This window comes from Pseudomonas sp. WS 5021 (assembly GCF_012985535.1).
GTDB lineage: Bacteria > Pseudomonadota > Gammaproteobacteria > Pseudomonadales > Pseudomonadaceae > Aquipseudomonas.
This window is the reverse complement of record NZ_JAAQWP010000002.1, coordinates 615,053-633,718: the sequence shown is the minus strand read 5'-3', so window position 1 is coordinate 633,718 and position 18,666 is coordinate 615,053. Positions and strand designations below refer to the sequence as shown.

14 protein-coding genes are annotated in these 18,666 nt (G+C 61.1%); 11 read left to right on the top strand and 3 right to left on the bottom strand.

What is annotated here, in order from left to right; translation table 11 throughout:
* Nucleotides 1–18 precede the first annotated feature (18 nt).
* Complete coding sequence (locus HBO19_RS09070; protein WP_169951618.1) at nt 19–903, bottom strand: LysR family transcriptional regulator; 885 nt, start codon at nt 901–903, stop codon at nt 19–21.
* 319 nt (nt 904–1,222) lie between these two features.
* Here HBO19_RS09070 and HBO19_RS09065 point away from each other — a divergent pair, with 319 nt between their 5' ends.
* Entirely contained in the window at nt 1,223–2,404 is a 1,182-nt protein-coding gene (locus HBO19_RS09065; RefSeq protein ID WP_170041416.1) for an MFS transporter, read from the top strand.
* Between the two features lie 377 nt (nt 2,405–2,781).
* Here the strand turns inward: HBO19_RS09065 and HBO19_RS09060 are convergent, their stop codons facing one another.
* Nucleotides 2,782–3,216 carry a hypothetical protein gene (locus HBO19_RS09060; protein ID WP_170041405.1) on the bottom strand — a complete coding sequence of 145 codons (435 nt, stop codon included), beginning with the start codon at nt 3,214–3,216 and terminating at the stop codon, nt 2,782–2,784.
* 154 nt (nt 3,217–3,370) lie between these two features.
* Complete coding sequence (locus HBO19_RS09055; protein WP_170057335.1) at nt 3,371–4,150, bottom strand: FadR/GntR family transcriptional regulator; 780 nt, start codon at nt 4,148–4,150, stop codon at nt 3,371–3,373.
* A gap of 165 nt (nt 4,151–4,315) precedes the next feature.
* Here HBO19_RS09055 and HBO19_RS09050 point away from each other — a divergent pair, with 165 nt between their 5' ends.
* The 10 genes from HBO19_RS09050 to HBO19_RS09005 all read left to right on the top strand — a co-directional run bounded on the left by HBO19_RS09050 (nt 4,316) and on the right by HBO19_RS09005 (nt 18,604).
* Nucleotides 4,316–5,626, top strand: a complete 1,311-nt coding sequence (locus HBO19_RS09050) for an MFS transporter (protein ID WP_170057334.1) — start codon at nt 4,316–4,318, stop codon at nt 5,624–5,626.
* A 15-nt stretch (nt 5,627–5,641) separates the two neighbouring features.
* A complete protein-coding gene (gene denD / locus HBO19_RS09045; protein WP_170057333.1) occupies nt 5,642–6,616 on the top strand; it encodes a D-erythronate dehydrogenase in 975 nt (324 codons plus the stop codon).
* 20 nt (nt 6,617–6,636) lie between these two features.
* Nucleotides 6,637–7,929, top strand: a complete 1,293-nt coding sequence (gene otnK / locus HBO19_RS09040; RefSeq protein ID WP_170057332.1) for a 3-oxo-tetronate kinase — start codon at nt 6,637–6,639, stop codon at nt 7,927–7,929.
* A complete protein-coding gene (locus HBO19_RS09035; RefSeq protein WP_170057331.1) occupies nt 7,926–8,564 on the top strand; it encodes an aldolase in 639 nt (212 codons plus the stop codon). The genes otnK and HBO19_RS09035 overlap by 4 nt, the downstream gene beginning before the upstream one ends.
* A 39-nt stretch (nt 8,565–8,603) precedes the next feature.
* The gene (gene otnI, locus HBO19_RS09030) at nt 8,604–9,440 is read left to right on the top strand and encodes a 2-oxo-tetronate isomerase (RefSeq protein WP_170057330.1); all 837 of its coding nucleotides are present in this window, start codon (nt 8,604–8,606) and stop codon (nt 9,438–9,440) included.
* Nucleotides 9,441–9,548: 108 nt separating this feature from the next.
* Nucleotides 9,549–10,274, top strand: a complete 726-nt coding sequence (locus tag HBO19_RS09025; RefSeq protein WP_170057329.1) for a molecular chaperone — start codon at nt 9,549–9,551, stop codon at nt 10,272–10,274.
* Nucleotides 10,275–10,297: 23 nt separating this feature from the next.
* Entirely contained in the window at nt 10,298–11,284 is a 987-nt protein-coding gene (locus tag HBO19_RS09020) for a fimbrial protein (protein ID WP_170041398.1), read from the top strand.
* 64 nt (nt 11,285–11,348) lie between these two features.
* Complete coding sequence (locus tag HBO19_RS09015) at nt 11,349–14,159, top strand: ATP-binding protein (protein ID WP_170057328.1); 2,811 nt, start codon at nt 11,349–11,351, stop codon at nt 14,157–14,159.
* The gene (locus HBO19_RS09010) at nt 14,146–15,339 is read left to right on the top strand and encodes an EAL domain-containing protein (RefSeq protein WP_170057327.1); all 1,194 of its coding nucleotides are present in this window, start codon (nt 14,146–14,148) and stop codon (nt 15,337–15,339) included. Before HBO19_RS09015 ends, HBO19_RS09010 begins: the two co-directional genes overlap by 14 nt.
* A gap of 82 nt (nt 15,340–15,421) precedes the next feature.
* A complete protein-coding gene (locus HBO19_RS09005) occupies nt 15,422–18,604 on the top strand; it encodes a hybrid sensor histidine kinase/response regulator (protein WP_170057326.1) in 3,183 nt (1,060 codons plus the stop codon).
* The last annotated feature ends 62 nt before the right edge of the window (nt 18,605–18,666 follow it).

Genomic DNA, 18,666 nt, shown 5'->3' with positions numbered 1-18,666 from the left:
CATCTCCTTGGAGCGCGCTCAAGTTGCCAGCTTCAAGGAGATTTCGTCCATCAGCAGTTTGACCCGGCGCGGCACTACGTGGCCGGAAGGGTAGACAATCTGCAAGTCCACGCCCGGCAGAGAGTAGCTCTCCAGCACCTCGACCAGTCGGCCTGCGTCCAAGTCATCACGCACATCGATGTAGGACTTGATACAGATGCCGTGACCGGCCAGGCACCACTGGCGCACCTGATCACCGTCATTGGCAATACGCCTGCCTGACACCAGAACCTTGAATGTACGACCATCGGCGCGGAACTGCCATTCACGGTGGATGCTGCTGCCAAAGCGCATCAGGATGCACTGCTGTTGCGCCAGGTCCGATGGGTGTTGGGGCGTGCCGTGGGCCGTGAGATAAGCGGGGGATGCACACACGACCCTACGGCCCTCGCTGAGCTTTCTGACGCGCAGGGTGCTGTCGGACAGGGCGCCATATCGAATGGCGAAATCAATCCCTTGCCCCGCGAGATCCAGGTAGCCATCGGTCAGGTTCAGGTCGAGGCTGACGTTGGGATGCGCCTGCAGAAAGTCATCAAGGATCGGCACGATGCGGTTGCGGCCCAGGTCGACGGGGACGCTCAGGCGTATCAGGCCCGAGATCCTTTCGGTGCCCAGTTTGATATTGCTCTCGATGTCTTCAGCTTCGGCGAGCAGGCGCCGGGCGCCCTCCATCAGCATCCGTCCTTCGTCCGTCAGGCTGATCGAACGTGTCGTACGGGTCAGCAGGGTTGCGCCGTAGTGCCTTTCCAGAGCCCCGAGCCGTTCCGACACAGACGTGGGCGAAAGTCCGACCTCGCGGCCTGCCGCCGACAATCCGCCTTTCTCGACAATCAATAAAAACAGCGCGAGGTTCTCGAAGAGCATTATCCGGATTTCCCTGAATATGATTGTGCTTTTGAATGGATTCTACGCCTTGGGCTTCAAGGATATCGTTTCTGCATTCACTCTTGAGGAACGACATCGTGCATATCGATCACGTCACCCTACGAACCCGCGACCTTCGCGCTATCCGCGACTTCCTGATTCAAGTCTTTGACCTGGAGGAGGGCACTCGCCCCCACGAAATCCGTGGCAGCGGATTTTTTTGCGCACCCCGGGCGGGCAGTTGCTAGAGACCGTTTTCCCTGGCCCCTCTTCTGAAAACAGCTGGTAGCCCCCCAACCGCACCCGTGGAGAAACACCGATGACTGACTCAACCAAAATGCCTTTTCAAGTATGGATCCTCACGCTGGCGGCGTTCGCCATTGGTACGGCGGAGTTTGTGATCGCCGGTATCCTGCCGCAAGTGGCTGAAAGCCTGGCGATCAGCGAAGGCCAGACAGGATCGTTGATCACTGCCTATGCCCTATCCATTGTCGTGGGGGGGCCTTTGCTGACCCTGTGGCTATCGCGCTTTGAGAAACGCAATGTGTTACTGGGGTTGATGGTGCTGTTTATCGTCGCCAACCTGATCACCGCGCTCAGCCAGGATTACACCGTGCTGCTGATCAGCCGTGTCCTGGCCGGCCTGACCCAAGGCCCGTTTTATGGGATCGGCGCGGTAGTTGCCACGCGTTTGGTCGCGCCGCAGATGGCGGGGCGTGCAGTGGGCCAAATGTTTGCTGGCCTGACCCTGGCCAATGTACTGGGTGTGCCGGCAGGGGCGTGGATTGGCAATGCGCTGGGGTGGCACGCAGCGTTTTTTGTGGTCGCGGCATTGGGGGCAGTGGCAGCCGTGGCGATTGCCACTAACATCGAGCGACAAGGACAGGAAAAGGCCGTCTCCGTGATGGGGCAACTGGCTGGGCTACGTGACCGTAACTTGTTGGCGAGCCTGCTGATTACCGTTCTCAGTTGGGTTGGCTTCATGACGTTCTACGGTTACGTGGCGCCCTTTGCCGAGCAAGTTGCAAGCATCGATCGCGGTAACGTCACGTGGGTGTTGATGATCGTTGGGATTGGCCTGGTCATCGGCAATAGCCTGGGTGGCAGGACCGCCGATGCCAACCTGCGTCTGTCGCTGATTGGCTGGCCTTTGGCGATGATCGCGTCGCTGGTCGTGGCGTACCTAGTGTCGAGCAACCCATACGCGTTTCTGTTGGCTGTTTTTGCCTTTGGTGTAACCTCATTTGCCAATGTCCCGGCGCTGCAGATGCGGGTGATGAACTACGGCGGTAAAGCGCCGGAGTTGGCAGCCACGGCGAATATCTCGGCGTTCAATGTTGCCAACGCCCTGGGTGGAATGATTGGTGGCGCAGTCATTGACAGCCATTTCGGTGCACAAGCGATTCCATTTGCGGCGGCGATTATTCCTATCGTCGGTGTGTTGTTTATCCTGACCCAAGAGCGCAAGGGCCCAACTGCAGCGGTTTCGTTGTTTAAGTGATCAACAAGGGCGTCCCGTTCAGTTCACCTTCGGTGCGCAACGTTCAGCGTGCGAACGATCTGGAGTTGCGTATCTGTCAGGCTGCGGTAACGAGTGCGGTCGGAACGAGCATTGATGATATGGCTCTCAAAGCGCCGCTCTAGGCTTGTACAAGCAGCGGTAGTCGTTGACCTGAAGAGAACCTGCGTTGAATCAGTTTCATCGACAGCCACTTGATTTAACATAATATACATTATGCGAACTATCCTATGCGGAGCTGGGGGGCTCTGGAGGCTGCTTTTCACTAAGCGACCTAGAACCACTGCGTGCCAGATTCAAAAGCAGCCTCCGTCGCCGTCACTGACTTGCCTTCGTTTGAGTCTTGGGCCATCTGACGTTTATGGCGAGTCAGCACACCGTTCACCAACACTGTGATGAAATCGATATCGTTGCCCGTCGTAACGCAGTACTGGGAAACAAGAGCCCGGGCCGCCGACCTTGACATCAGGCCAACCATTACTGCCTTTGCTAGCGAGAAACTCAGCGGCGCCGCTTTCTTTGAGCATGAGTTTCCAGTGGCCGTCAGACTGCTGACTGACTAGATAAAATCCAGTACCCGCTTGCCCATAACAGTAAGTGCTGCCTTCGGTAATCAACGCATCCGGCCGGCCGTCACCGTTCAGGTCCTCAACCAATTCCATGGTTACCGGCGTGTAGCTACCTGTTGTCTCGATTTCGCACTCCGACGTCTCTTGGTTAAATCCAGCAGCGCGGAATGCTTTTAACTGCTCGCTACGCGGTAGTTCATCCGCCAGCGCTGTAGCACTGATCACGAAACATGCCACCCACAGACCTGACGTAAGCCTTCCCCGCATATAGATCGTCCCTATATGATGCCAAACGTTTAGCTATGCTCTTGACTATAACTAAACTAAATAACTGTTTAGTTTAGTTATAATAATCCACTTACACTCCCAAGCTAAAATGCTAACCCTTCCTCGCCCCCGGACTCTGCCAAAACGCAGGATCAGCACTCTTGAGCCGCTCAACCGCATTATTGATATGCTCCAGCGCCGCCTGGCGCGCGGCTTGCGGGTCGCGTGCGGCAATGGCGGCGTACACCGCAAAGTGCTCGGCCCGGACGGTCTTGGCCAGGTCGCGGCGGCGTTCTTCGTTGGAGCGGGTGATGCGGATCGCTTCTTTGATGAACTGCGCGATGAATTCGTGCAATGACGGATACAGCGGATTGCCGGTCGCCTTGGAAATGGAGTGATGGAACGCCAAGTCCTCCTCAACCCCGTCGCGACTCCCCTGCTCGGCCGTATCAATGGCCTTCAGCGCCTGGTGGATCGCTTCCAGTTGCGCCGGTGAGTGCCGTTGCGCCGCCAGTGCCGCCGCTTCACCTTCGATGCCACGGCGTAGTTCGGTGACGCGCAACACCGCCTCGATTGACCCGCCCACATCCAGGTCAATGGTGAACGCCTTGATGTGCGCACCTTCGCTGACCACCGTGCCGCTGCCCTGGCGCACCTCCACCAGGCCGGCTGACTTGAGGCGTGAAATGGCCTCACGGATAACCGTCCGGCTCACGCCGAAGCGCTCGGCGAGTACGGGCTCGGTGGGCAGGCGATCGCCCGGCAGTGCTTCACCGTTGGCGATGTAGGCCTTGAGGGCCGCCGTCACCTGGTCGGACAGTGTGCCCTTGGCGGCGTCCTTGAGGACGCCCAGCGCATCGGCACTACAGGAAGACTTGTCAGCAGTGGGCATAGAAAGCTCTGGCTCAAATCTGTGAAAGGTACTGCATTTTAGACCCGGCGTCCCCTGGGGATTTAGTCGTTGAATTCGTATGACGTATTATGATAAAAAACGCCCCATCATGTAATCCGACACACACAACGCCACCCACTATAAAAATAAGGATGGGGGAAACACATGACTGAGTCAGTGATTCAAACCAGTACTGCCGTACCCGCAGATCGCTTCGAGAACCTGGCGTATCGCAAAGTGGCGTGGCGGATCATGCCGCTGTTGCTGCTGTGCTATCTGGTCGCCTACCTGGACCGGGTGAACGTCGGTTTCGCCAAGTTGCAGATGTCTGACGATTTGCAGTTTTCCGAAGCCGTCTACGGCCTTGGTGCAGGGATCTTCTTCATTGCCTACTTCCTCGTCGAGGTGCCCAGCAACCTGATCCTGCATCGCGTCGGCGCGCGGTTGTGGATCGCCCGCATCATGATCACCTGGGGCATCATCTCCTCGGCCATGGCCCTGGTGACCACGCCGACATCCTTCTACATCATGCGTTTCCTGCTGGGGATTGCCGAGGCCGGGTTCTATCCGGGTGTCATCCTGTATCTGTCCTATTGGTTCCCGACCCACCGCCGCGGCAAGATGTATGCCCTGTTTGCCACCGCTGTGCCGCTGTCCGGGCTGATTGGCGCGCCGCTGTCCGGCTGGATCATGAGCGCGTTCAACGGTATGCATGGATATGCCGGCTGGCAATGGCTGTTCTTCCTTGAAGGGCTGCCCTCGATTGCCGTCGGTTTCCTCGTGGTGTTCTGCCTCAGCGACCGGATCTCCAGCGCCGGCTGGCTCACCCGCGAAGAAAAAACCCTGCTGCAGGCACGCATTGACGCCGAAGCCGTCGGCCACCAGAAACACAGCCTTAAAGAGGTGTTCCTGCAACCGCGTATCTGGCTGTTGACGGCCATCTACTTCTGCATGATCGCCGGGTTCTACACCGTCGGTTTCTGGTTGCCGACCCTTATCCGCCACGCCGGCGTCAGCGATGTGTTTGAGGTGGGCATGCTCACCGCCATCCCGTACGCCGCCGCGGCAGTCACCATGATCGTGGTTTCACGCAGTGCCGACCGGCTGCGCGAACGGCGCTGGCACCTGGCGCTGACCGCCGTGCTCGGGGGTATCGGCCTGTTCATCTCCGCCACCTGGAGCGACAACTTTACCGTGTCGATGATCGGCCTGACCCTGGGCTCGATGGGGGCCATGAGCACCCTGCCCTTGTTCTGGAGCCTGCCGACAGCCTTCCTCGGCGGTACGGCTGCCGCTGCCGGCATTGCGCTGATCAACTCCTGGGGCAACCTGGCGGGCTTTGTCTCGCCGTACCTGATGGGCTTCCTCAAGGACCTGACCCACAGCACCACAATCGGCATGTACGTGATGGCGAGCGCCCTGTTCCTCGGCGCCCTGCTGGTCTTCAGAATTCCCGGAAAACTCGTCAACCGCTGACGTTTGGAGTAACTCATGAATATTCTCGTGACCGGTGCAGCCGGCTTCCTCGGCCGGCGCCTGATCGAAGCGCTGCTGCTGCGTGGTTCGCTCACCGACCGCACTGGCCAGTCGCGGCCCATCGGGCAGATCCTCGCCTTCGACATGGTCGAACTCACAGGGATCGCTGATCCCCGGGTCAAAGTGGTGTGTGGCGATATCGCCAACGCGCAAGTGCTGGAAAGCCTGATCGATGCCAACACCGACAGCATCTTCCATCTGGCTGCGGTGGTTTCCAGCCAGGCCGAAGGCGACTTTGAATTGGGCATGCGCATCAACTTCAGCGCAACCCAGAACATGCTGGAGCGCGTGCGCCAGCTCGGTACGTGCCCCAAATGGGTGATGACCAGCTCTGTCGCGGTGTTCGGCGGACAGTTGCCGGAACAGGTGCCGGATAATCAGGTCTGGGCGCCGCAAAGCTCCTACGGCACGCAAAAAGCCATGAACGACTTGCTGCTCGCCGACTACAGCCGGCGCGCCTTCGTCGATGGTCGCAGCCTGCGCATGCCGACCATCGTGGTGCGCCCAGGCAAACCCAACCTGGCGGCCTCCAGCTTCGCCAGCGGGATTATCCGCGAGCCGCTCAACGGCCAACCCAGCGTGTGTCCGGTACCACTCGACACCCGCCTGTGGCTGATGTCGCCGGCACAGGCCATTGGCAACCTGATTCATGGCCATGAACTGGGCGGCGAGCAACTGGTCCATGGCCGGGTGATCAACATGCCGGGCCTGTCGATCACCGTTGAGCGCATGATCGATGCCCTGCGCCAGACCGCCGGTGCGCAAGTGGCCGAACGGATTCGCATGGAGCCCAACCAGGCGATCGAGCGCATTGTCGGCTCCTGGCCCGGCGCCTTTTGCGCCACCTACTCCCGGGACCTGGGCTTTACCGCAGACGAGCATTTCACTGATGTGATCGAGCAATTCATCCATGAATACCAGCCCGGCTAAACCCGATTGAGGAGCGCACCATGTTGAACGCCCCTGCCCGGCCGCTGCTGGGCTGCATTGCCGACGATTTCACCGGAGCCACGGACCTGGCCAACATGCTGGTGCGCGGCGGCATGCGTACTGTGCAGAGCATCGGCATACCCGCTGCCGATGTTGCCAGCCAGCTCGACGCCGATGCAATCGTCATTGCCCTCAAGTCACGCACGGTGCCGGCCGCCGATGCCGTCGCGCAGTCCCTCGAAGCGCTGCACTGGCTGCGCGAGCGTGGCTGCGAGCAGATATTTTTCAAATACTGCTCGACCTTCGACTCCACGGCGGCCGGCAATATCGGCCAGGTCAGCGACGCCTTGCTGGACGCGCTGGGTAGCGATTTTACCCTCGCCTGCCCGGCGTTCCCGGAAAACGGGCGCACGGTGTTTCGCGGGCACTTGTTTGTGCAAGACCAATTGCTCAGCGAGTCGGGCATGCAGCATCACCCGCTGACGCCAATGACTGACGCCAACCTGGTTCGCGTGTTACAGGCGCAGACCCAAGGCAAGGTCGGCCTGTTGCGCTATGACAGCGTGGCCGGCGGCGTCGAGAGCATCCGCGCACGCATCGCTCAGTTGCGCGCCGACGGGGTCAGCATGGCTGTCGCCGATGCCCTGTGCGATACCGATCTCTATCTGCTGGGCGAGGCCTGTGCGCAGTTGCCGCTGCTCACTGGCGGTTCCGGGTTGGCCCTGGGCTTGCCGGGCAACTTTCGGCGTGCCGGTAAATTGCGCACGCTGGACGCTACACAAGTGCCCGCCGTCAAAGGCGCTGAGGTGGTGCTTGCGGGCAGCGCTTCCCAGGCCACCAGGGGGCAGGTCGCGAATTGGTTGCAGGCAGGTCGCCCGGCCTTGCGTATCGACCCGCTGGCATTGGCGGCGGGAAAACCGGTGGTCGAGGAGGCGCTGGCCTTCGCCGCCGACCATGCGCAAACGGTGCTGATCTACGCCACCAACACGGCCGATGAGGTCAAGGCGGTCCAGCGCGAATTGGGCGCCGAGCGTGCGGGGCATCTGGTGGAGCAAGCCATGGGGCGGATCGCCAGCGGGCTGCGCGAGGCCGGTGTGCGGCGCTTTGTGGTCGCCGGCGGGGAAACCTCGGGCGCCGTGGTCCAGGCGCTGAATATCCAGCTATTGCAGATCGGCGCGCAAATCGACCCAGGGGTGCCCGCCTGCGTCAGCACGCCCGGGGAACCCCTGGCACTGGCGCTCAAGTCGGGTAACTTCGGCGGTGTGGATTTCTTCGACAAGGCCCTCAAGCAACTGGCAGGAGTTCGGACATGAGCAACGAAAATACCCTGCGTGAAGAGATCTGTGACGTCGGCGCTTCGTTGTACACCCGTGGCTACACGGTGGGCAGCGCCGGCAATATCAGCGCGCGCCTGGAGGACGGCTGGTTGATCACGCCCACGGACGCATGCCTGGGGCGTCTCGACCCGGCGGCGATTGCCAAGGTCAACCTGGCCGGGGAATGGGTCAGTGGCGACAAACCGTCCAAGACCCTGGCCCTGCACCGTCAGGTCTACGATCGCAACCCTGGGGTGGGCGGCGTGGTCCACACCCACTCGACCCATCTGGTGGCGTTGACGCTGGCCGGGGTCTGGCAGGAGGATACAATCCTGCCGCCGTTGACCCCTTACCAAGTGATGAAAGTCGGGCGCATCCCGCAGATCGCCTATGAGCGCCCCGGCTCTCCCAAGGTGGCCGAGCGGGTGGCGCAACTGGCCAACCGTGTGCGCGGGGTGATGCTTGAGCGCCTCGGGCCGGTGATCTGGGAAAGCTCGGTGTCCAAAGCCAGCTATGCCCTGGAAGAATTGGAAGAAACCGCACGCCTGTGGCTGATGACCGATCCGCGCCCCGCTCCCCTGCCCCAGTCGGCACTGGATGAGTTGCACGCGGCCTTTGGTGTTCAGTGGTAACACCGGCCATACGATTGATTGTTCACCCCTGGAGTCTTCATGCCTCGTTTCGCTGCCAACCTCAGCATGCTTTACCCCGAACATGATTTTCTCGACCGTTTTGCCGCCGCCGCTGCCGATGGTTTCCAGGCCGTGGAATACATGTTCCCCTACGCCTACCCCGCGCAACAGTTGAAACAACGGCTCGACGACAATGGCCTGGTCCAGGCCCTGTTCAACGCGCCGCCCGGCGATGTTGCGGCGGGCGAGAAAGGCACCGTGTCCCTGCCTGGTCGTGAATCGGAGTTTCGCTCAGGTTTCGACCAGGCCCTGGAATATGCCGCCGTCCTGGGCAACGACCGCATTCACGTTATGGCCGGGCTGCTGGCAAACGAAGCGGATCGCGCCAGGCACCAGCAAACCTACCTGGAAAACCTCGGCTACGCGGCCACACAAGCCGCCAAGAGCGGCGTCACCGTGTTGCTGGAGCCGATCAACACCCGGGACATACCGGGGTTTTTCCTCAATCACCAGCATCAGGCGCACGCCATCTGCAAAGCCGTCGGCCATGCCAACCTGAAAGTCCAGTTCGACATCTACCATTGCCAGATTGTCGAGGGCGACGTGGCGACGAAGCTGCGCCAGGACTTCGCCGGTATCGGCCACATCCAGATCGCGGGCGTGCCGGATCGCCACGAGCCGGACCTGCATAACGAGCTGAACTATCCCTATCTGTTCGAACTGATCGACCAACTGGGCTATACCGGCTGGGTGGGTTGCGAATACCGGCCGCGCGGCAACACATCCAAGGGCCTGCAATGGCTGCGTGATTGGCAGGCACGCCCAAACAAGAGCGTCACTTTCGGCGCAGACAAGCAGAACGCGCCCCAGCCCTGAGCCTGCAAATGTGGCTTTTAAGAATCGCCTGAGAGAATCCCCAGCGCCCACCTCCTAACATGAGCCCCGAAGCCATTCCAAACCTATCCAGGGAAGCTGCGGGCCCTCATGTCACCACTCAAGCATTTGCCATTCTGCCGGTCCCTGCTCTGGATCAGTGCGCTGCTTGCAGCGCTGCTGGCCCTGGCGCCCTGCGCGCAGGCGACGGTCAAGATTGAAGGCACGCGCCTGATCTACTTTGGCCAATATAAAGAAGCCAGCATCAACATCGTCAATCAGTCCCCCGGCGAACTGGTGGTGCAAAGCTGGGTCACCCGCGAGGACGATGATGCAACTTTGCCGGTGCCCTTTGCCGTGGTTCAGCCGCTGGTTCGCCTGGATGCTCAACAGCATCACCTGCTGCGTATTCTGTACGCCGGCGAAGGCTTGCCCGACGACGTGGAATCGATGTTCTTGCTCAACGTCATGGAAATCCCGCTGAAGCCGCACGCCACCGACAGCGTGCAATTTGCCGTGCGCCAGCGTCTCAAGCTGTTCTATCGCCCGCCTGGGCTTGTCGGCAGCTCGTCAGAGGCGGTGCCCCGCTTGATGTGGGAGCGCACCGATGGGCAGTCCATAGCGGTCACCAATCCGAGTGCGTTTCACCTGTCCCTGATCGATGTGCAAATCGACGCCGGCGGCCAGGTTCAGGCGCTGGATGACTACGCATTGCTCAAGCCCGGGGAACGCAAAGTCTTCAGTGCCAAGGCCCCCATCAGCGCCGGGAGCCAAATCAACTTTACCGAAATCACCGATATCGGCTTGCAGGCCCGCCATCGTGCGGCCCTCAAGTGATGGTTCGTGGGGAACACCGACCTATGTCACACCTTAAATACTTGCTCCTGGCCACCTTGCTTGCCTGCGCCGCCCTCCCCGCTACCAGCTATGCGCTGGCCTGTCGGGTGGACGGTAGCGGTTCTGTCGCTGACACCGCGCCCTTGGGCACGGCATTGGCAGTAGCGGCCGATGCGCCGGATGGCACGATTATCTGGGAGTCGGGCCCACGCTCGGTCAACGTGATTTGCAAGGATGACTTTGACCATGGCCGCGAAGAAGTGTTTTTTTACCTGAACCCGGCAAGCGTCAGTATCGGTCAGGGCATTCGTGCCGGGATTCGCTATAACTCGGTGCCGATCACCCAAAGCAGTGGTAAGTACGGTACTGGGTTCTACTCCGACCGCGGTTGCAACTTGTCAAACTGCGTCGGTTGGGACAAGGCCCGGTTCACTCTCAACTTCAGCGTGTTTATCGAGAAATTTGGTACCACGCCGCAAAACGGCCAGGCCAGTACCCTGTCGCAATACCGGGTTTTTCAACTGGACGGTATTACGGGGCTCAACAACCGCCCCAACAGCAACCTCAACTACATCGTCACCGGCGTCAACGACATCCGCTTCGTGCCCTGCACGCCAGACCTGACGATCACGCCCAACGTGGTGAACTTTCCCAAGCCCTCGCGCAAGGCGCAGATCGGCGAGGTGGCAAGCACCGCCACCTTCAGCTTGAGCCTGCGCAAAGCCTGCGACACCCCGTATACGGTGAGCGCGCGCTTCGCCACCACCCCGGGCGGCGGGAACGTGATCAATGGCCTGTTGGTGCCGGCCAATAACAGTTCCGTGGGCATCTCGTTGGCCTGGGACTATACCAATCAGCATCTGCCCTTTAATGAATGGTTCCCCCTGGCCCGAATGAATGGTGCTAACCAGACCTTCCGCCAAGACTTCAGGGCGGACTTGAAGTGGCGCAGCCTGCCCATTCCCGGAGCGTTCGATGCGGCGGTCGTGGTCGATATGTTCTACAAGTAACGGCACCGGCGCTTTTAAGGATCGTCTTATGCCCAGGCGCTAGGCGGCCGATTAAAATCCGCCGATGCGATTTAAAAGTTATCTGTTGCAGATCAATCCCGTCCTGTCCCGACCCGAAGCAGCCAGAAGGCTGCTTCGTCTTTTCGCCACCGTGTTGCTGGTTGGCATCTTGAGCGGTGTCTATACGTTTCTGCTCTCCACCTTCAACAATGACATCTCCCAGCGGCGCGGCTATATGAGCAGCGCCATTGCCGAGGCGCATACCTTCTTCACCACTCGTGAAGCGCTGCTTGAAAGCCTGAGCCTGTCGGCGGTGCGCAAATCCGCGCAGGCCAAGGCCCAGGTCTACCCGGCAGTGGGCGAAGAGCAGCGCCTGCTGCTGGGCAACACGCCAAGCCATCAGTGGAGCATCTGGCTAACCTCGCGCATGCGCAGTTACCTGAAGTCCAAGCAGGTCAACCTGCTCTACGTGACCGCCGGCCCCGATCCGCAACTGACCCGGCTCTACGACTCCACGCCCCAGGTACTGCCGTTTTCCCAGTGCATGCTCAATCGCCTGCGGGCGCTGAAGAAGCACAACCCGTTGGACCCCGGCGAACTCTGGCTCAGCGACCAGACCGAAGGCCATTCCCACCTCTACCTGTTCATTCTGCTGGATGAGCGCGACCCCGACTCCGGCTGGCTGGGCCTGGAGATGGAAAGCCATGAAGTGTCCACGACCCTCAATGACCAGAGTGCGGGCGAATTCATGATGCTCAACTCCCAGGGCATGCTGGTGTTTACCAATAGCCACGACCCACGGCTGGACCAGTCCCTGCTCAAGCCCAAGGGCGAGAATTTTTTCGGTTTTGTCGGCGGTGGCCTGGTGCCGGATCACCTGGTGATTCGCAAGCAACTGAAGTCGTCGGACTGGCAACTGATGTATTCGATCAACTTGCGTGATGTGGTGCGCGGATTATGGCGCGAACTGCTTGGCTCGCTGGTGTTCTGCCTGTTCAGCGTGACCCTGATCTGGCTGGTGATGCGCCGGGTCAATCAACGCTTCATCATCCCGTCGATCAATGGCATCCAGGCGCTGATCGAAAGCGAGGCCTTCGGGCGCGACGTGATCCAGACCGCGCCGGTGGCGTTGTGCGTGCTGCGTCGCACTGACGGCCAGGTGGTGCTGGAAAACACCCTGGCCCAGCAGTGGCTGGGCACCGGCCTGGAGCGTGAAGCGCTGTGCGCCGGCTGGATCCGTCAGGCCTTCGATGGCACCTCCTGCGGGCATTCGGATTACTTCGAGACCGTCGACGGTCGCCACCTTTACCTCAGCAGCGCGCCCACCCGCTATAGAGGTGAGGACGTGCTGTTTTGTGCATTCAGCGACATCAGTGCGCGCAAACAAGTGGAAGCGGCCCTGGAAGAAGCGCGGCAATCAGCGGATGCGGCGAATGCCGCGAAAACCCTGTTCCTGGCGACCATGAGCCACGAGATCCGCACACCGCTGTACGGCGTGCTGGGCACCCTGGAACTGCTGGCCCGCACTCAGCTCGATGCCCAGCAAAAAGACTACCTGCATGCCATAGAGGGTTCTTCGGCCACGTTGCTGCAACTGATCTGCGATGTGCTGGATGTGTCGAAGATCGAGGCCGGGCAGTTGGCGTTGGAGCTGAGCGAGTTCTCGCCCCTGGACCTGGTCAATGAGATCATCCAGGGCTATGCCGCGGCCGCCAGGGGCAAGGGTTTGCAGCTCTACGCCTGCTTTGATCCCAAGCTGCCCGAGCGGCTGATGGGCGATGTCACGCGCCTGCGCCAGATCCTCAACAACCTGTTGAACAACGCGGTGAAATTCACCGACTACGGGCGCGTGGTTCTGCGGGTCAAGTTGCTTGACCGCGATGACGAGCGCTCCAGCGTGCTGTGGCAAGTATCCGACACCGGCAAAGGCATTGCCCAGGAAGACCAGGCGATGATTTTCGAGCCGTTCTATCAAAGCGAAGGCAATACCAACGTGGTGGCCGGCACCGGGCTTGGCCTGCCGATATGCCAGCGCCTGACGCAATTGATGAACGGGCATATCCGCATGGTCAGCGAGCTGGGCCTGGGCAGCAGTTTCAGCCTGACCCTGCCACTGGAAGTTGCGCACTGTGCGCCCATGAGCAGCTTGCTTGCCGAGACTGTCTATGTGGTCTCGCCGATTCCCGAACTCGCTCAATCGATCAGCGGCTGGCTGCGCCGCTGGGGCGCCCGGGCCCAGACCGGCCAGCCGACCCACCCCGATGGCCAACTGCTGCTGGAGCTGCACCCCGGCGCCATCGAACAACCCCTGGTGCCCGATTGGCCGGGGCCGGTAATCCTGGTCAGTAGCAACAGCGGCAATGGCCAGCAACCCGAGACCGGTACGTGGCACGCCAACCTCAACCAATTGAGTGCGATTCACCAGGCGGTCAGCCAGGCCCAGGGATTGTGGGTCGCCCGGGTCGACGAGCAGGCGCAAAAGCGTGAACTGCGCAAGCTCAACCTGCATGTGCTGGTGGCCGAGGACAACGTTATCAATCAATTGATTTTGCGCGATCAGCTTGAGGAACTTGGGTGCACCGTGGAATTGGCCTGCGATGGTCATGAAGCGCTGCAGCTGTGCAAGGCCTCGCACTTCGATGTGGTACTGACGGATGTGAATATGCCCAGAGTCAACGGTTACGAATTAGCCAGGCAGTTGCGCAGCCAAGGTTGCGCGCTGCCCATCATCGGCGCGACTGCCAACGCCATGCGCGGCGAGGCCGACCTGTGCCTGGCCGCCGGAATGAACCATTGCCTGGTCAAACCCTTTGCGTTGCGGGCCCTCTTCAACTACCTGGAGCCTTACGCACGGATCCCCCATGAAGCCCTATAGTATTTTGATCGTCGAGGACCATCCCCTGCAGCACCTGTACCTGCAGAACCTGCTCAATGAATTGGGCGACTTCCTGCTGGAGGCTGCCCAGGATGGGAACGAGGCGCTGGAGCGCCTGCGCCAGCGTGATTTCGACCTGGTACTGACGGATCTGCTGATGCCGGGCATGGACGGTGTGCAGTTTATCCAGAGCCTGGCGACCCTGCGTTGCAAGCCCGCCCTGGCTATCATGAGTGCCGCGTCCCGGCGGATGTTGATGGCGGCCAGCCTGGTGGCGAAAAATCTCGATGTGAAAGTCATCGGGCTGATTTCCAAGCCGGTCGCCGCTGATGCGCTGCGCAGCCTGGTCAGCCAGCTCAACCACAAGGACCGCAGCCCTTCCCCACCGGCCGCGACGGCCCCGGCGATTGACCGGCATACGCTCATCCAGGCCATGGGCAACGGGCAAGTCCAGGCCTGGTTCCAACCGAAAAAATCCCTGGCCAACGGCCGGATCGTCGCTGCCGAAGCGCTGGTGCGCTGGATGCACCCCGCACAAGGGGTACTGTTGCCCGCGGCGTTTTTGCCGGCGATCAAGGCCTTCGACCTGGAGGAGCGTCTGTTGTGGCTGGTGCTCAAGCAAGCGATCCATGCCCAGGAGCGCTGGCGCCAGCGCGGGTATGAGATTCCGGTATCGATCAACTTGCCGACCCACCTGCTCAACAGCCATGACTTGGCAGACCGCCTGCTGGCGTTTGTCCTGGAGCACCAGGGCATCCCGGGGATGATCTGCTTCGAGCTGATGGAATGCTCGGTGCCCCAGGACATCAGCAACTTCTACGCCGGTGCCTGCCGCCTGCGGATCAAGGGATTTGGCCTGTCCCAGGACGATTTCGGCAAAGGCTACAGCTCTTACCTGAACCTGGTCTCGACCCCGTTTACCGAACTGAAGATCGACCAGGCGCTGGTGCAGGGTTGCCATGATAACGAGGGCATGGCTTCGGCCCTGGCCAGCATCATCGCACTGGGCCGCAAACTGGGGCTGACCGTCGTCGCCGAAGGAGTCGAAACCCCCCAGCAACTGGCGCTGCTGCGCAAAATCGACTGCACCCAGGTCCAGGGCTTCCTGATCTCTCACGCGGTGTCGTCAGAACAATTTCAGCAACTGTTGAACAATGATGGCCCTGCGATATCTCATTAGCCCGCGGCCTGGATTTGTCTAACCTGTATAAGGAGTAAACTCCATCCAGCGCCGATTCTTCATCCGCCTGCGAAAACCTTCCATGAAGCACAACAACGCGATCCTCGAAGCATTCACCCGCAGCTCACTGCGCTTGAACAAAGGGCTGATGGTGGTGCTCGGCGTCGCGTTGCTGCTGGCAGGCACCAGTTACTGGGCACTGCAGCGGACCATCGATGCACAGTACGCTGCCGTGGGTTTTCATTTTGCGCGGCTGATGGAAAACATCCAGGAACAGGAAGTCTTCCTCCGGACCCTGGCGCAGCCGGCTATCCAACGCGAGTTGACCAGCGACAAGAACGTCCAGGCCAGCCTCCAGAGCCAACGCCTGGACGCCCACACCACCCGCTATGAAGGCCGCGAGTTCGCGTTTTCGGTGCCCTTCAGCGCGCGGTTCGAGGCACAACGGGTCACGCCCGTCGAGCAGCAGAAGATCTTTGCCCTCGGCGTGCACCTGGCCAGCTACTACAGTGCGTTCTGGTCATCGTCGCCCTACGCTTCGCCCCATGTCTTTATCTTCAACCGCCTGGTCAACTACGACATGGCGGTGCCTGCGGTCGGTTACCAGCGAGGCGGCAAAACCCCATTCAACGGCCCGTCGCCCGAGCAGGCCGAAGCCGTGCAGCAAAGGCTTAGCCAGTTGCACCGAGTGGACGAGCGCCTTTACTGGGAGGCCTACATCCCATCCGGCACGCCCCCTGCGGCCCCTCAGTTATTGGCGTATGTGGCGGTGACCCTCAACCCTCAGGTATTGCGCGCCGGCCAAGGCGATAACCCGGTGATGGTTGCTACCCTGCTGGACATGGCGCACGTCAACGATGTGGAACGCACCATGGAGTCGTCCATCTATGACCGGTTCACCCTGATCTCCCCGGCCGGCCAGACGTTGACTGGCCCCCAGGCCATGGCGTCGTCCCTGGGCGAAGGGCTGAATTTTCGCGCTGAAGGCCTGGAGTTCAAGATCACCCACAATACTGAGTCGCAGTGGACGGCGATCTACGGGATCAGCTACAAGCATTTTTTCCGCTATGCCCTGTGGCCACTGACGAGCCTTGCGCTATTTGTGTGTGCGGTACTGGCGATTGCCTGGGCGGGCAACCGCTGGTACCGCAAGCACGTGATTCGCCCGGCGCGCCAGGCCCATGAGCGCATTGCCGAAAGCGTGGCGTTCAGCCGGGTGATCATCGACACCGCGCCCACCGGCCTGTGTGTGGTGGGCCGCGCGGATGGCCAGGTATTGATCGAGAACCAGCGCGCCCAGCAATGGCCCGGCACCGCCAGGCTGGTGGCGGCCCTCAGCCGTTCCCACGACAGCGCCGACAGTGGCGAAACCCACCTGGAAATCGAGGGCCGGCACTTGCAGGTGGGCTTCGTCTCCACCCGTTACCAGGGCCAGGATGTGCGCCTGTATGCATTCAACGACGTCACCCGGCACATCGAGGACGCCCTGGCCCTGGAAGACGCCCGGCGCGCCGCCGATGCGGCCAATGAAGCCAAGACGCTGTTCCTGGCCACCATGAGCCATGAAATCCGCACGCCTTTGTACGGTGTGCTCGGCACCCTGGAACTGCTCGGGTTGACGCCCCTGGACCCGCGCCAGAAAACCTACCTGCACACCATTCAGCGCTCGTCTGCCACGCTGTTCCAACTGATCAGTGATGTGCTCGATGTGTCGAAAATCGAATCCGGGCAGATGGCAATCGAATCCATCGAGTTTTGCCCACTGGACATGCTCGAAGACACCCTGCACACCTACGCAGCCTTCGCCCAGCGCAAGGGCCTGCAACTGTACGGCTGCATCGATGCGCAGTTGCCCGATTGTGTGGTCGGCGACCCGATGCGTATCCGCCAGATCCTCAACAATCTGGTGAGCAACGCCATCAAGTTTACCGACATAGGCCGCGTGGTGATTCGTGCCAGGGCGCTGCGCCGGGGCAACGATCGCGTCGACCTGGAGTGGCAAGTGACCGACTCCGGCGTGGGCATCAGCCAGGCGCAGCAGGCCAAGCTGTTCGACTTGTTCTACCAGGCCCCGGACACCGCCGGCCAAGGCGGCGCCGGGCTTGGCCTGCCGATTTGCCGCTGGCTGGCCGAGATGATGGATGGCCAGATCAAGGTGGTCAGCGAACCTGGCCTGGGCAGCAGCTTCACCCTGAAGATGAGCTTGCCGACAGGCCGTGGCGAGCTGCCGGGGCTGCCGCCCATTGAACCAAGCACCACACCGGTGCAGGTGCTGGCGCCCGTGCGCGAGTTGGCCGAGTCGCTGTGCGACTGGCTCAGCCGCCTGGGCATCCAGGCCTCGGTGGCAGCGCTGCCCCTGGCCCAACAAAGCGAGCGAGCGGTGCTGGTCGAGATGCTGCCCGCAGGCCCGCCGCGGCCCTGGGCCGGGCCACGGGTGTTGTGTGTGCCGGGTGCACACAGCCCGCCGCTGCACACCGCCCAAGGCTGGGAAGTGGATATGCATGACGTGCGCGCCATTGCGGCGGTGGTATCACTGGCGCAACGGGGTAAACAGGAGGCCGTGCTGCACGCCGAACAACAGAGTGCCGGGCAGTTGCAGCTGCGCATCCTGGTGGCTGAGGACAACCCGGTGAACCAGGCCATCATCCAGGAGCAGCTGCAAGCGTTGGGCTGCACGGTAACCCTGGCGGACAATGGCGAGCAGGCCATGCACCTATGGCAACCCCAAGCCTTCGACCTGGTGCTGACGGACGTCAATATGCCGTTGATGAATGGCTATGAACTGGCCCGCACCCTCAGGGAGCACGATCCGCAACTGCCGATCATCGGTGTCACCGCCAATGCCATGCGCGAGGAAGGCCAGCGTTGCCTGGCGGTCGGGATGAATGCCTGGCTGGTCAAGCCCTTGAGCCTGCAAACCCTGCGTGCGCAGTTGATCAAACTGTGCAAACCCACGGTACGCGCCGAGCCGGCGGTAATTGACACGGTGCAGATGTCAGACAAAATGCGCCCGCTGTTTATCAGCAGTGTGCAGCACGATCTGCAGCGCATCAGCGCCGCACTCGAGCAACGTGATTGCCGGGGCCTGGCCGAAACCTTGCATTCGGTGGCCGGCGCCTTGGGGGCGGTGCAGGCACTCGACCTGGCCCAGGCGTGTATCGAACTGGAAAGCCAGTTGGCCGGCGGCCGGCTCAGTACCACGCTGGAGCTTGAGACAAAACAGGTCATGACTCGGCTGTCAGCCTTGCTCGGGGCACAGCTATGAGCGCATTGCACCGCCTGGCGCGCAAGCGCTTGGGACCACCTCACTTACTGAACCAGCATTAC

Excerpts from the sequence above, each read along its gene's own strand:
- HBO19_RS09070 (WP_169951618.1), bottom strand. The coding sequence starts at position 903 with ATGCTCTTCGAGAACCTCGCGCTGTTTTTATTGATTGTCGAGAAAGGC.
- HBO19_RS09065 (WP_170041416.1), top strand. The coding sequence starts at position 1,223 with ATGACTGACTCAACCAAAATGCCTTTTCAAGTATGGATCCTCACGCTG.
- HBO19_RS09055 (WP_170057335.1), bottom strand. The coding sequence starts at position 4,150 with ATGCCCACTGCTGACAAGTCTTCCTGTAGTGCCGATGCGCTGGGCGTC.
- HBO19_RS09050 (WP_170057334.1), top strand. The coding sequence starts at position 4,316 with ATGACTGAGTCAGTGATTCAAACCAGTACTGCCGTACCCGCAGATCGC.
- denD (WP_170057333.1), top strand. The coding sequence starts at position 5,642 with ATGAATATTCTCGTGACCGGTGCAGCCGGCTTCCTCGGCCGGCGCCTG.
- otnK (WP_170057332.1), top strand. The coding sequence starts at position 6,637 with ATGTTGAACGCCCCTGCCCGGCCGCTGCTGGGCTGCATTGCCGACGAT.
- HBO19_RS09035 (WP_170057331.1), top strand. The coding sequence starts at position 7,926 with ATGAGCAACGAAAATACCCTGCGTGAAGAGATCTGTGACGTCGGCGCT.
- otnI (WP_170057330.1), top strand. The coding sequence starts at position 8,604 with ATGCCTCGTTTCGCTGCCAACCTCAGCATGCTTTACCCCGAACATGAT.
- HBO19_RS09025 (WP_170057329.1), top strand. The coding sequence starts at position 9,549 with ATGTCACCACTCAAGCATTTGCCATTCTGCCGGTCCCTGCTCTGGATC.
- HBO19_RS09020 (WP_170041398.1), top strand. The coding sequence starts at position 10,298 with ATGTCACACCTTAAATACTTGCTCCTGGCCACCTTGCTTGCCTGCGCC.
- HBO19_RS09015 (WP_170057328.1), top strand. The coding sequence starts at position 11,349 with ATGCGATTTAAAAGTTATCTGTTGCAGATCAATCCCGTCCTGTCCCGA.
- HBO19_RS09010 (WP_170057327.1), top strand. The coding sequence starts at position 14,146 with ATGAAGCCCTATAGTATTTTGATCGTCGAGGACCATCCCCTGCAGCAC.
- HBO19_RS09005 (WP_170057326.1), top strand. The coding sequence starts at position 15,422 with ATGAAGCACAACAACGCGATCCTCGAAGCATTCACCCGCAGCTCACTG.